The following is a 13,548-nucleotide window of genomic DNA, read 5'->3' as shown; positions in this document are numbered from 1 at the left end:
TGTCCTCCTTTTACCCTGGCGTGAAAAGAGAGTGTCCTCCTGGAAGGAAGGACACCCTCTCGCCCGTCACAGGATCGATTGTAATGTCTCGCGATTACTTCGCTGCGTTAGCTTTGTCTTGCGACGCTTGAATTTTTGCCGCTACTTTCTCTGGCGTGCTCACTTTGCCGATAAGCTCCTGAATGCCAACGTTCACATCCGCGCCTACTGCCGGCTGAACGATTGCATCATAAGCCTTCCATGAAGTCGAAGCATCTGCCATGACCGTCAAAATTTCAGTTGTAAGCGGATCAACGCCGGACAAATCGCTAAGCTTCATGGAAGGCAGCAATTTATCTTCAACCAGCGTGCGTTTTTGAACTTCTTCCGTGAAGAAGTTCGCGATGAACTTCTTAGCCGCCGCAACTTGATCCTCGTTCAAATTGGCAGAGAAGCCGAATCCATTCGAATACGATGCGTTAATGGACGTTTGGTCGCCTGCTCCGCCATCGATGGACGGGAATGCGAAGTAGCCGATTTGTCCTTTAAGCTCGCCTGCCTCGTCACCGGAGAACCGGTTAGCGTCCCAAGTACCCGTAAATACCATTGCCGCTTTGCCAGAAAGCAATTGCGCGCCTTGGTCAGCATAGGCAAGGCCTAGAGCGCCTTTCGTGAAGTAATCCTTATTCACAAGCTCTGCGTAGGAAGCAAAACCTTTGACGAAGTTTTCATCCGTCCATTTCGCTTCGCCGGATACGACTTTGCTGAAGGCGTCAATGCCTACGTTGCGTTCCATCACCGTGTTCCAAAGCATGCCGTTTACCCAGCCGTCTTTGGCCGCAAGTCCGAACGGCGTGTAGCCTGCTGCTTTAATTTTCTCGGACACTTCAAGCAATTGCGCCCAAGTGGTCGGAATTTCCAAACCAAGCTCGGAGAAGATTTTTTTGTTGTAGAAAATCGCTTCGCTATAGCCGCCGAAAGGCAGGCCGTACACTTTGCCATCTACCGTGAACTCATCCAAGCTTGCGAATTTGTCTTTAAGACCAAGCTCATCAATGATTGGAGTCAGGTCGAGCATGCGATTTGCTTTCACATAGAGGTTAAGGTCTGCACCGCCGAATACTTCAAATATATCGGGAGGGTTGCCGGCAGCCATTTCAGCCTTCAGCTTCTGATCGCGGTTAACGATCTCGTCGATGCCTTCAAGCTTGAAGGTCAAGCCTTTGTTTTCATCCTGCGTTTTGGCTACGACATCCTCAAGAATTTTCAAACGGGTCTTGCTCGTTTCTTTAATTTGCGTATGTCGGAGCGACAACGTTACGTCCTTAGCTTCTACTGGCGGATCAGTCGCTTCGGCCGGCGTATTCGTGCTGTTATTAGTACCCGTGTTTGTGTTCGTCTCTGCATTTCCGTTAGAGCCGCATGCCGATGCAACCAACATGATCGAAACCAATAAAGTCGCAATTACTGTAGATCTTTTTCTCATTCGGAAGACCTCCTCGTTTATGGTCGTACTTGTTTGCCTCGCACCTTTATTATAGTCGGGTCTGCTCCTAGGGCAGGAGGTCCAAAAAACGATAAGTTAGGGATACAATTCTCTTATTTTTCGCAAGAGGGATAAAAATGAATAGCCTGCCGGGTTATTATTCCCGACAGGCTATGTCAATGTTCATTGTATTTTAGTAACGCATATCCTTCGTAATGCCCTTGATAACCTCATAGAACTGCTGCCATTCGAGATTTGCTCCCTCATGGCTTCGGTCCTCAGCAGGCAATTGCTCAATATCTTGTGAGGTTTGCTCAGCTTGATTGGCTTTTTGGGTGTCAAGCTGCAGCTTCTCCTGCTTTGCCCGCAAGCTTCCTTCAATCATTTAGATCCCTCATCCCTTTAACCAGCCTTTCCGAAGCGCAAACAGCTCTCGCAGATCCTCGGTTGTCATTTCAGTAATCCATTGCTCCGACTGGCCGACAACTTGATCGTTAAGCGATTGCTTCCGATCGATCATCTCGTCAATCTTCTCTTCCAGCGTGCCGAGAGTAATAAACTTGTGCACCTGAACCTGCTTCGTCTGCCCGATGCGGAACGCACGGTCGGTCGCTTGATTCTCTACAGCGGGATTCCACCAACGATCGAAATGGAATACATGGTTCGCTGCAGTAAGATTCAGGCCCGTTCCCCCTGCTTTCAGCGAAAGGACAAAAGCGCAGCAAGGCTCATCTGCATTCTGGAACTGGTCAATCATCTGGTCACGTTTTACCTTTGGCACACCGCCATGCAAATACGGAACAGGCAGGCCGAGCTTCTCCTCCAGCATTTGCTTAAGCTGATGCCCCATATCGATGTACTGCGTGAAAATAAGGCAGCGTTCACCCTCTGCTGCAATTTCCTCGCACATCTCAAGCAGCCTAGCCACTTTATTGGAGCGCTCGATTTCCCACGCAGTGGGTTTCTCTTCGCTGCTAAGCAAGGAAGGATGGTCGCAAAGCTGCTTAAGCTTCGTTAATGCCGCTAGAATAAGACCTCTACGCTGCATCGGGCCCAGCTTATCGAGATTTTCGAGCAGGTCTGCAACCAAATTCTCGTAAAGGACGCCTTGCTCGGCTGTCAATGTCATATAGGTTTTGAATTCATTCTTATCAGGCAGCGAGAGCTGGATATTCGGATCCTTTTTCACGCGGCGCAGCATAAAAGGCTTCACCCAGCGCTGAAGGCCGGCAATCATTTTTTCGTCCCGCGTTTTCTCGATCGGCGCAACGACTTCCTTCCGGAATTCGTTCATATTGCCTAAATAACCTGGATTAATGAAATCATAGATCGACCAAAGCTCCGTCAGCCTATTCTCCATCGGCGTTCCGGTTAATGCGATGCGATGCTGGGCAGGCAAACGCCTGATAGCCGTTGACTGCTTCGTATAAACGTTTTTAATGTTTTGCGCTTCATCCAAGCATAATGCATCCCAATCGACCAGACTCAAGTCCTCTTCATCCAGCTGTGCAAGCGAGTAAGAGGTTATGACCAGATCTGCTTCAGAAACGGAGTCACGGAAATGCTCACCCTTCTCCCGCTTGTTGCCATAGTGAAGCATGACGCGAAGCGACGGTGCAAATTTCTCAAGCTCCTTCTCCCAGTTTCCGATGACCGATGTCGGGCAAATCAGCAGGGAAGGTCCGTTCGACTGGAGCTTACGCTCCTTTATATATACGAGATAAGCCATAAATTGAATGGTTTTCCCGAGTCCCATATCATCTGCAAGCACGCCGCCAAGTCCGAATTTTCTTAGAAAAAGAAGCCAAGAGACACCTTGCTGCTGATACGGGCGAAGCTCGCCTAAAAAAGAAGGCGGAATCTCAGCAGACGGTATTTCCGAGATTTGCTGCAGCTGCGTGAGCCATGAGGTCATATGCTCATTCAGCTCGACCTCCGCTTCCAGTTCCGATTCCAGCTCCCCGCTGTCATCCAGCGGGATGCCGCCTCTTAGATGCATCTCAAGCACGTCACGGAACGACAAGCCTTTGCGTTTTCCCATTCGTTTCAACCACTGCTTGATCTGCGTGACATCCTGCGGATCCAAATGAACCCATTCTCCGCCTATATGGAAGAGCCGGCGGTTCTGCTCAGCAAGCTGCATAAACTCCGCTTCAGACAAATTGACATCGCCAAGCGCCAGCTTCCAATCAAACTGTACAATTTGGTCAAGACCGAACATAGGCTGCGATGCTGAGCCTACCGAGGATTTCATCTTCGCTTTCAGCCTCAGCTTGCGCGTACGTACCGCTTCCCACCAGCTAGGCAGAAGTACTGGGCAGCCAGCTTCCAACAGCTGCACGCTCGCATGCTCCAGGAAATTCCACGCCTCGTTGTCGGACAATCTATCCTTCAGCTCGTTTTCATTCCCGATAGACTTCAGCTCAGGAAGAGCATTTATCCATTTCAGCTGTTCTTTAGCAAGCTTGCCCTCCAGATGCGGCAGCCAATCGGTCTGAATTTCACGTTCATCCTCTGTATCCGACTCCCAGCTGCCATCCCTCTCATTGAACCGAATAGGAAGCCAAGGGCCCCCGTCCCTATCTTGCAATGCCGGGCGCAGCCGCCAAACCGCTGACTCCACAGGCTCGACAAGCTGCAGCGCGATCCGAAACGGAAGCACATCCTTCCGAAGTCCGATCGCGATGAGCCAATCTTCCTCATCCGCAGCTTTCCGTCTCAGAACAGCTTCGCCCGAGGCTGAGCTGATCGCCTTCCAAGCACTCATCGCCTGCTCGTTTTCTTCTATCATTTGTTCAACGGCTCCGCTAATCCAATGCTCGACGCCGATATCGCCATTCCGATGGGCAGCTTGCATATTATTGATCCATTGTAGGGAGAACGCTTGCTCTTTCTCCGGAATTGACATCCGCCATGCTCGTTTCTCGTCGTTCCAGCGTTCCCAATCCGGCGCAAACCAGCCGTTCAGCAGCGCTGTTCTTATTTGTTCAGCCATTTGCATCAAAACGCCTAAACGATCCGTCCAATCCACCTGAAGCAGCCTGACATGTTGAGGCGAAGACAAGTAGTCCATGGCGAGCAGTGGAGGAACCTTCAACAGCTTCCGTTCGCCAACGCTGATTTCCTCGACATCTGCCCCGTACCACGAAGCCTTATGCCATGCGAACAATAGCGTTCGCAGCTTCCCGTCTGCCGCATCCTTTCGGTCAACAGCGCTTAATAAAACGGAGGCGCCGCTCTCATCCTCGTTCCAAAATCCGTCTACCGTCAATTTGCGTGCGCCAATATATGTTTTCATGTAACAATTTTCCCTTTCCACAACTCTTCTTGGAACGCTCTAAGCCGCTGATGCTTGTGTACAAGCCCGCCAATATACTGCTCCCACCGCGCTGCATCCTTATCGGCTTTGTAGAGCTTTTCAAGCTTCTTGAGCTGTTTAACGGCTACCCGGTAGCCCTGGCGGTTGCGCGTTTGAATCGATGCCTCTACGGACTGGTGATACAGCGGCATTAACGCACGCGGCGCAAGCTTGGCAATTTCCCTTAGCGCATGCGCGCCAACGTCCTCAGGGCGCGAGCCTACCAGCATTTGCAAATCCGCCCACTCCTCATACCGCTTCTGATCCAGCCAATGATCCGACAATTCAGAATAGGAATGGGGCAGCAGCTGCGTCATATACTCGGACCAGATCGGCATATCCGGACGATCAAGATCCGCTCTGCGGCATAAGGTTACGAAAGGCCCCACTGACCTTCCGTTTTTGCCTTTGTTCACACGTTCGAAGAGAAAGCTCATCCAATCCGCTACAAGCTCCCAACGCCCCTCTTCCATACGCTGTGCCGCGCAAGGATACATCACTTTCTGTGAACGCTCAAAGGCTGTTAATGAGAAATGCTCGATTGCCTCTTTGTCCTGCCTATCCAAAAAGTACATAATTCCAATCGCGGTGTGCAAAAATGCTTTGTTCACACTCTCCGGGGCTTCCCCCCTCGACTGCTGCACCATCGCCGAAAGTTCTCCTTCAAACCAGCTTCGGTTTTCAGCAAGCTTCTCGCAAAAAGCCAAATACATGTATTCCCAATCAAAAAGCTGCCGTTCCGTGCTGGATGCCCATAGCTTGACGTGAGCAATCAAAGCATCCGCCCAATCCTCTTCCCGCGGCTCCATCTCAGCTGGCGTCAGCTCCGAAACTAACGTATATAAATGTTCAACCCAAGGCTCCGCCATACGGATGAATGACATTTCATGATAATATCTGCTGAACGAATCAACGGTATTGATCGCTCTTTCAGCTTGCTCAAGAACAAAAATAATCGCGGTCGACCAGTGCAGACGCTGCATCCGTTTCTCCCAATCCTTGGAAAGCCCCTTCAGCGAGGAGAGCAAAGGCTGAAGCGCATGAAGCGAATGCCTGCATTTGCGCCACGTCTCGCCATGGGTTGCCTCCATCCAAGCAAACCATTCCTGAGCCGTTGCCGATTCGCCTGGATCTCTCACAATGACAGGTACCGCCTCTGGCTGAGGAGCTTCCTGCACGGTCGGCTTATTCTTGACAAACGTGCTTGCGGACGAAAGTCCGAGCAAGCGGAAATAAGAGCGTTCGGCAAGCGTATGTCCGCCCTCCTGCTGACTGCAATATTGAAAATAAACGGCTGCCATGTGCTTGCAAAATCCAGAATATGGACAGGTGCAAGAGCTATACCTCAAATTGCCGGCATCCAGAATAACGGCATACAAATCCGAACCCTTTACTACGCCGTAGAGATGGTCCTGGCTTCCTTCATTGGCGCTGTTCACTTTGCCTTCCATATAGTACTGCCAGCCCCGTTTCATAATCGTGGTCTCGACATGTACGTTAAGCTGTTGTTCCATCAGCGCGTGCAGCTTTTCATTGAGGTGCATTACAGACATTCACCCGCTTCCTTTCCGTTCACTTGCATTCTTACTATTATACCAAGCGAGAACCGCTGGTGCCATCATTTGGAGGCAAAACCACAATAACGATTAAAATAATAAAACGTATATAGATAAAAAAGCCTGACTGCAGTTGTTATCCCGCGGTCAGGCGATTAAATCCTATAGTGGCATCTTCACCACAAATGTCAATTTGCCCGCCGGCTCGGCGGTAACATATACGTCGCCTCTGTATTGCTTAGCGATTGATTTCACAATAGAGAGCCCCAAGCCTTGATGATCCTGCTGCTTTGTGGAATAACCCGCTTCGAATATCGGCATGGCAACTGCTTCCGCCGCATTCTCGCAAATATTCGTGATTGTAAATTCCAGAGCAGCCGCAGTCTGCTTGCCTACGAGCGTTACGTGACGACGATCCTCGGCGTATTTCAGCACCTCATCAAATGCATTATCGATTAAGTTGCCAAGCATGCGGTTCACATCGAGCGTTCTAATGCCCATTTCCTGCATATTGAGACCTGTAAAGGAGCAACTGAATTGAATTTTATGGATTTCAGCCTGTGAAATTTTGGAGCGCACGAGCGCGGCAATTGCCGGGTTTCCGATATTAATAATATCATTCATGAGCCGAATATCGCCGGTCAGCTCCTTCGTGTAGGCTACAAGCTCTTGCGATTTGTTCAGCTCTGCCAAGGAATGAATCGTCTGCACATGATTCAAGAAATCATGACGCTGCGCACGAATCGAATAAAACATTTGGTTAATCTCTTCGACGTAGGTTTCTTGCGTCACGCGGACAACCTTTTCCTTTGACTGTCTGTAATAACGCATAACGACTACGGCAATAAGCAAGCTAAATCCGGTTACGATCAGAATAATAATGCCTAAATTCAAAAACTGTGAATCCAGCTTATCTTGAATAACATGATAATCAGACGAAAGCATCAGAACGTAGCTATTCATCGGCTGGCCATCTCGGTCTGTAATGTTAATGCCGCTTTCGTTCGCAAAGGTCGGGATATACATTTTATAAATTTCTTGCCCGTTTATATTTTCTCGGAGCGTGACCGTTTTTTTGGAGAAATAGGCTTTACGCACCAGCTCCGTATCTTTCGCTGACTTAATGGTATAAGAACCGTAGAAGATTGGCTCCTGCACTTTGTGACCTTGCACATGCCCCTCCGTATTGATCGTTTCTTTGCCGTCAGGAAACGTCTCCGGATTTACAAATGCAATTTCCTTCAAGGAATCACTGCTTTGCAGCGAGTTCTCGATCATCCGATGAACGCCTGTCGCGCTCTCGTATTGCTCCTGCCGCTCGTAATTCACATAGGGATCAATCATATAATTGGTTGCCCCGTCGAAGTAATAGCCCCACTTGTTAATTTGGTCTACATTTGTGGCCGAGACCTCGAATGGCCCGCTCCAAAAGTTCGGCAGCGATTGCCCAAGCCAGTCCACTGAGGCGTTCTTGTCATCAAAGAGCTGATTGAACACTTCGTACCAAGGCTTCCATGTCTTTGTGCTCTTATTCTCTTGATTGGGATTCGTCGATTTATATAACACGATGTCATCCGGCAGCTTCTTGAGAAGTGTAATATGGCTAAGTCCCAGCTTGTCGCGAAGCTCTGCCAATTGCTCCGTCGTGACCTTCTCAACGTCAGGATCAAGCGCATATTGAATGGCAATCGATGCTGCGCGAAGCTCGCGTCCGATTTGATTCTGGAACTGCTCCGACCCTTCCCTTGATTGCTCCAGCGAAATTTGCAGCCGCTTGGCGGCTGTGACAAGCTCCTCGTTAAACGATTCTTCCAATGTCCTTTTGGTTAAAAAATAATAGGCCGTGTTATTCAGTAATACCAAAACGACTATAACACTTATGGCCACAAGCCAAATGTTGCGTTGCATCTCATGCATCTTGCCCTTCTATCTATTATAGCTTTCATTATGTAACATCCACATCCAAACGACAATATGCTGCCCGCTAACAAATGATTACAAATATTCACAAGAGAAGTCGATTAGGAACCAATCAGCCAAAACGTTTTCTGAACCATAGACGTACTGCCCACTGGCGTTCCTGGCGTTTCTTGTATTTGGGCAGCATGCGATACACACGAAGCCCCTCTTCGGCTACGCGTCTCACGTCTTCGGTATTTCCGTGCAAGCTCATGCTTGGAGTATACATCGTTCGGGGATTGGTCTATTTGCTGTCTTAATTTCCTAATTCTCGATAATCTTTTTAAAGGTTTGAGGATACTTGGCGGTATTCCAATAAAACACAGGTCGAGTAGATAAAGCAGGAGGAGCATAACGATAATGGCAATAAACGGGTTGCCGAGCAACCAAAACAAAAATACAAAAAGACCCAATTTAAACATCTTATCCTCCTGTGCATTTGTACAAATCGGCAGGTCACTTCGTTCTGGAATAAAATTAATGTTGAAATATGGTTCTATTATACCATAATCCTACCTTTTATTGATCAATTCTTGCAATTCCTTTCACTCGCCCTACGATGAATAATGTTAAGCCTCGCAAGACAAAATACGTGGAAGGATTCCAATAAAAGTAAATGCGGAGGATGAAACAGAATGTCGACCAATGAATCAAATGAACAGACACTTACCGATCGGCAAGGCCATCCCATCTCGGACAATCAGAATATCAGAACGATTGGCAGCCGCGGACCCTCAACCTTAGAGAACTATCATTTCATTGAGAAAATATCGCATTTCGACCGTGAACGCGTTCCAGAGCGTGTCGTTCATGGGCGAGGGGCTGGCGCACACGGATATTTTGAAGCATACGGAAAGCTCGGCGAGGAACCTATTGCTGCTTATACGAGAGCGAAGCTGTTCCAAGAACCCGGGAAGCGTACTCCCGTATTCGTGCGCTTCTCGAGCGTCATTCATGGCGGGCACTCTCCCGAAACGCTTCGTGATCCGCGCGGCTTCGCTACCAAATTTTATACAGAGGACGGCAACTGGGATTTGGTAGGCAACAACCTCAAAATCTTTTTCATTCGCGATGCTATGAAATTTCCAGATATGGTTCATGCATTCAAACCCGATCCCGTTACTAATGTGCAAAGCATGGAGCGTTTTTTCGATTTTGTCTCGCAATCGCCTGAAGCGACGCATATGATTACGTTCCTGTTCTCCCCATGGGGAATTCCTGCAAATTACAGACAGATGCAAGGCTCAGGCGTCAATACATACAAATGGGTTAATGCCGAAGGCAAAGCGGTGCTTGTCAAATACCATTGGGAGCCGCTGCAGGGAATCAAAAACCTGAAGCAAAGCGAGGCGGAGCAGCTTCAAGGAAAAAACTTCAACCATGCGACGCAAGATTTATATGAGGCCATTGAACGCGGCGATTATCCTGCATGGGAGCTTCAAGTACAATGGATGAGCGATGACGAGCATGACGAGCTCGACTTCGATCCACTCGATGATACGAAGCTATGGGATCCAGAGCAGTTCCCCATGCTGCCCGTTGGCAAAATGGTGTTAAACAAAAATCCGGAAAACTACTTTGCAGAAGTAGAGCAGGCAGCCTTCGGAACGGGAGTCTTGGTAGACGGGCTTGATTTCTCCGATGATAAAATGCTGCAGGGCCGTACGTTCTCGTACTCGGATACGCAGCGTCACCGCGTCGGAACAAACTATCTTCAACTGCCGATTAACGCGCCCAAAACGAAAGTGGCTACCAATCAACGGGACGGCCAAATGACTTTCTCCATTGATATCGCACCAGGACAAAATCCCCATGTCAATTATGAACCATCTACGATGGGCGGTCTTAAAGAAGCCGAGCGCTCAGGTGAGCCGCATGAACCCTACTACTCGGCGAAGCTGCTCAAAGCGCCTATTGACCGTCCTAACAATTTCCAGCAAGCGGGCGAAACCTATCGCAAATTCGAGCAATGGGAACGCGACGAGCTTATTGAGAATTTAGTCGATGCACTCAAGGGCTGCAGCACCGTCATTCGCGAGCAAATGGTAAAGCATTTCACGGAAGCCGACAAAGACTATGGAAATCGGGTTTCAGAGGGACTTGCTCATGCCGAACAGCAATTGAAAAACAGCGGGCATGTAGGCACGAATCCGGCAAACGAAGGCATGGAGCTGGCAAGCGAGCTTGGTCATTCGACGGACGGCTATTAAAATACGGAAGAGGCCTGGATATTAATCCCGGCCTCTTCGCAATGACAGCCGATATTATTCGGCGGAAGGCTGTTCTTCTACTTTTACCCAAGGGCTTTGCTTGTCCGCGCGCTCGAATGCCGATCCGTATTCTGCTCTAAACAGCGTTCGCAAGGATGAATCACGTTCACAAAGATCATATATATTCAGAATGATTACATGATCAGGATCATTTGTGTATTCTGGCGTTTCATTGCCGTAAAACAATCTCCAGCCGCTGTCTTCCGCATGATCAGGCTGCTCGCGATAGAGGTAGCGAAAGGTCCACGCTTCATCGATGCACATTTTTGATACTAACGCCATGTCCTCGCCGATTGCCAGCCAGTCGGGATCGTTTTCCTTCAGTATAATTCTTGCGATATGTCTGGGCTCGAATGTAATGGTATCGCCTGCATGAAGCGATTCGATGTACAAAGGCTCATTCGTCAGCACGCCCGTGTACGTTCCAGTAGATTCATTCATACTGGTTATTTCCACCCACATTCTCTCCGCACGCGGCTCTTCGCCTTCCGGTTGACCCATTACAAAATGCAACCCTACTAAATCCCCCTCACGCTGATTAATCCTAGCTTCTACAGCAGGGATAATAAAAGTATCCGGATAGGTTAGGCTCGTCTGCACAACATCTACTAAAGTCCATCCCATTGCTCATTTCCTCCTTAACACGTTTGCCGTTCCAGATTGCACTTGAACGAAGTGAAAATTTCTTATGCCACTATCTTTATTTTAGCTCACTCCGGCACTGGATGCCATTCCCGCCCTATCCTCTCCTTTTCCTGATACAAAATGACAGCTATCAACACAACTACCAGGACAACTACCAGGAATGAAATCAATAGACCCACCGCAATAAAATTTTCAATTGTTGAAGTGCAGTTTCCGTGACGTTCACTTTATTCAAATAATAAAAACCGTTCACTCTCTTGATCCACACCTAAAAACCGTTCATTCTCTGCAAATAGTATAATTTTGTTAAATAATGTTTACCAATTAATTCAGGCATGATATACTCATCCTGAAACAAATGGAAACGTTTACAAATCATACGAAAAGGAGGCTCTTTATTCATCCCTAAATATGTACGCGGATACCGAGATACAGAGAGTGGACCAACTGAATTCCGATATTGGAGGATCTGTCATGTTCAAAACGATGTACGGGAAAGGTATCTTATTCGTCATTATTTTTTCACTTCTGCTTAGCGGCAATGTTTTTGTTCCCCCAACAAAGGCTCTCGCCGCAACAAACCTTGCATTAGGAAAAAGCGTTACCGCTTCCAGCACAGAATCTTCGAGTTATCCAGCAAGCTATGCCGTTGATGGCAATCCAAGCACAAGATGGTCCTCTTCTTATACTGATCAGCAAAACTTTATCATTGACCTCGGTTCCGTACAGTCGGTGTCAAGCGTTGTCCTCAAATGGGAGGCCGCTTATGCTTCACAATTCCAAATTCAAACCTCGCTCGACAATGCAAGCTGGACGACCGTTTATTCCAATTACAACGGATCTGGCGGTACGAACACCATTAATTTCACTTCTACGAATGCGCGTTATGTGAAGCTGTATGCTTTTCAAAGAGCGACCGCTTATGGGTATTCCTTATATGAAATCGAAGTCTATGGCAATCCTTCAAACCTCGCTTTAGGCAAGTCAGTGACTGCTTCTTCGGTGGAATCTGCCAGCTACGCTGCAGCCAATGCCGTTGATGGCAACTCGGCAACAAGATGGTCATCCGCTGTAGTGGATCAACAAAACTTCGTTGTTGATTTAGGCACTGCACAGACCGTATCGAGCGTAATTCTAAAATGGGAGTCCGCTTACGCATCGCAATACCAAATTCAAACCTCAACCGACAATGCGAGCTGGACGACCGTCTATGCTAACTACAGCGCTACCGGCGGCACCAATACGATTACATTCCCCGCCACAAATGCGCGATATATCAAGCTTTACGCTTTCCAAAGAGCTACGGCTTACGGCTACTCCCTTTACGAGTTCGAGGTCTATGGAAGCGGAACTCCTGCTTCGAGCATAGGCGTGCTCGATTACATCAATAGTATCAGCGGCAGCAAAACGGTCATCGGTATTCATAACCGGGAGCCAAATGCGACGCCTGCTGTGCAAACCAATGCCGTTACGAACATAACAGGCCGTTATCCAGGGCTATGGAGCGGAGACTTTTTGTTCAGCTCAAGCGATATTAGCAATCGATGGACCATGATCTATGAAGCGAAGAAGCAGTGGGATAACGGGGCGATCGTCAATATTATGATGCATGTTACGCCGCCTACACAAAGTGATTCCGGCAATTGGAACGGCGGCGTCGTAAGCTCGCTCTCCAATGCGCAGTGGACGGACCTCATTACAAACGGCGGAGCGCTTAATCAAGCGTGGAAGGCAAGGCTCGATAACTATGCGCAATATTTGCAATACCTGGAAGACCAGAATGTAACCGTATTGTTCCGACCCTTCCATGAGATGAATCAAGGCATATTCTGGTGGGCTGGTCGGCCAGGAGCGAACGGAACTGCTGCTCTCTACCGTTTGACTCACGACTACTTGGAGAATACGAAAGGCTTATCCAATTTGGTGTGGGTATGGGATATGCAGGATCTTGATTTGAACTGGAGCGTTTATAATCCTGGCAGCAGCTACTGGGATATATTCGCCTTGGATGTATACAACCCAGATGGATTTACGACAGCCAAATACAATGCTGCACTTGCTGTGGCCGGCAATAAACCTATTGCGATCGGGGAATGCGATAAATTGCCAACCGCCAGCCAGCTCTTGGCTCAGCCAAGATGGACCTTTGTGATGAGCTGGGCGGAGCTCACATTCAGCTCCAATACGAATGCCCAGATACAGGCACTCTATGGGGCGTCCAATGTAATCACGCGGGATGAGCTGCCTGATCTCCATTAAAAAGCGTAAACGGCTGTCGCCTTCTTCTGTGGCAAA

Annotated in this window: 8 protein-coding genes; 2 read left to right on the top strand and 6 right to left on the bottom strand. The window is 48.5% G+C overall.

Annotated features, from left to right (window positions below):
* Positions 1–94: 94 nt before the first annotated feature.
* From AB4Z29_RS20205 to AB4Z29_RS20185, 5 genes are all read right to left on the bottom strand, one after another.
* On the bottom strand, positions 95–1,465 hold the full coding sequence (locus AB4Z29_RS20205; protein ID WP_441944793.1) for an extracellular solute-binding protein: 1,371 nt from the start codon (positions 1,463–1,465) through the stop codon (positions 95–97).
* Between the two features lie 193 nt (positions 1,466–1,658).
* Positions 1,659–1,850: a hypothetical protein gene (locus AB4Z29_RS20200; RefSeq protein ID WP_441944792.1), complete on the bottom strand. Its 192-nt coding sequence runs from the start codon at positions 1,848–1,850 to the stop codon at positions 1,659–1,661.
* 9 nt (positions 1,851–1,859) lie between these two features.
* Complete coding sequence (locus tag AB4Z29_RS20195) at positions 1,860–4,763, bottom strand: DEAD/DEAH box helicase (protein ID WP_441944791.1); 2,904 nt, start codon at positions 4,761–4,763, stop codon at positions 1,860–1,862.
* Entirely contained in the window at positions 4,760–6,376 is a 1,617-nt protein-coding gene (locus tag AB4Z29_RS20190; protein ID WP_441944790.1) for an SWIM zinc finger family protein, read from the bottom strand. Before AB4Z29_RS20190 ends, AB4Z29_RS20195 begins: the two co-directional genes overlap by 4 nt.
* 165 nt (positions 6,377–6,541) lie before the next feature.
* The gene (locus tag AB4Z29_RS20185) at positions 6,542–8,296 is read right to left on the bottom strand and encodes a sensor histidine kinase (RefSeq protein WP_441944789.1); all 1,755 of its coding nucleotides are present in this window, start codon (positions 8,294–8,296) and stop codon (positions 6,542–6,544) included.
* 677 nt (positions 8,297–8,973) lie between these two features.
* Between AB4Z29_RS20185 and AB4Z29_RS20180 the strand changes: the two genes are divergently transcribed.
* A complete protein-coding gene (locus AB4Z29_RS20180; RefSeq protein ID WP_441944788.1) occupies positions 8,974–10,548 on the top strand; it encodes a catalase in 1,575 nt (524 codons plus the stop codon).
* A 54-nt stretch (positions 10,549–10,602) separates the two neighbouring features.
* Here the strand turns inward: AB4Z29_RS20180 and AB4Z29_RS20175 are convergent, their stop codons facing one another.
* A complete protein-coding gene (locus tag AB4Z29_RS20175; RefSeq protein ID WP_441944787.1) occupies positions 10,603–11,232 on the bottom strand; it encodes an immunity protein Imm33 domain-containing protein in 630 nt (209 codons plus the stop codon).
* A gap of 495 nt (positions 11,233–11,727) precedes the next feature.
* Between AB4Z29_RS20175 and AB4Z29_RS20170 the strand changes: the two genes are divergently transcribed.
* Positions 11,728–13,512 (top strand): discoidin domain-containing protein, encoded by a 1,785-nt coding sequence (locus AB4Z29_RS20170; protein WP_441944786.1) that lies wholly within the window; start codon positions 11,728–11,730, stop codon positions 13,510–13,512.
* Positions 13,513–13,548 lie beyond the last annotated feature (36 nt).

This window comes from Paenibacillus sp. 2TAB23, assembly GCF_052115165.1.
Lineage (GTDB): Bacteria > Bacillota > Bacilli > Paenibacillales > Paenibacillaceae > Pristimantibacillus.
Note: the sequence above shows the minus strand (reverse complement) of the source record. Positions and strands in the feature narration are given on the sequence as shown.

What these genes read in the sequence shown, in the direction of transcription:
- AB4Z29_RS20205 (WP_441944793.1), bottom strand. Translation starts at nt 1,465, where the DNA reads ATGAGAAAAAGATCTACAGTAATTGCGACTTTATTGGTTTCGATCATG.
- AB4Z29_RS20200 (WP_441944792.1), bottom strand. Translation starts at nt 1,850, where the DNA reads ATGATTGAAGGAAGCTTGCGGGCAAAGCAGGAGAAGCTGCAGCTTGAC.
- AB4Z29_RS20195 (WP_441944791.1), bottom strand. Translation starts at nt 4,763, where the DNA reads ATGAAAACATATATTGGCGCACGCAAATTGACGGTAGACGGATTTTGG.
- AB4Z29_RS20190 (WP_441944790.1), bottom strand. Translation starts at nt 6,376, where the DNA reads ATGTCTGTAATGCACCTCAATGAAAAGCTGCACGCGCTGATGGAACAA.
- AB4Z29_RS20185 (WP_441944789.1), bottom strand. Translation starts at nt 8,296, where the DNA reads ATGCATGAGATGCAACGCAACATTTGGCTTGTGGCCATAAGTGTTATA.
- AB4Z29_RS20180 (WP_441944788.1), top strand. Translation starts at nt 8,974, where the DNA reads ATGTCGACCAATGAATCAAATGAACAGACACTTACCGATCGGCAAGGC.
- AB4Z29_RS20175 (WP_441944787.1), bottom strand. Translation starts at nt 11,232, where the DNA reads ATGGGATGGACTTTAGTAGATGTTGTGCAGACGAGCCTAACCTATCCG.
- AB4Z29_RS20170 (WP_441944786.1), top strand. Translation starts at nt 11,728, where the DNA reads ATGTTCAAAACGATGTACGGGAAAGGTATCTTATTCGTCATTATTTTT.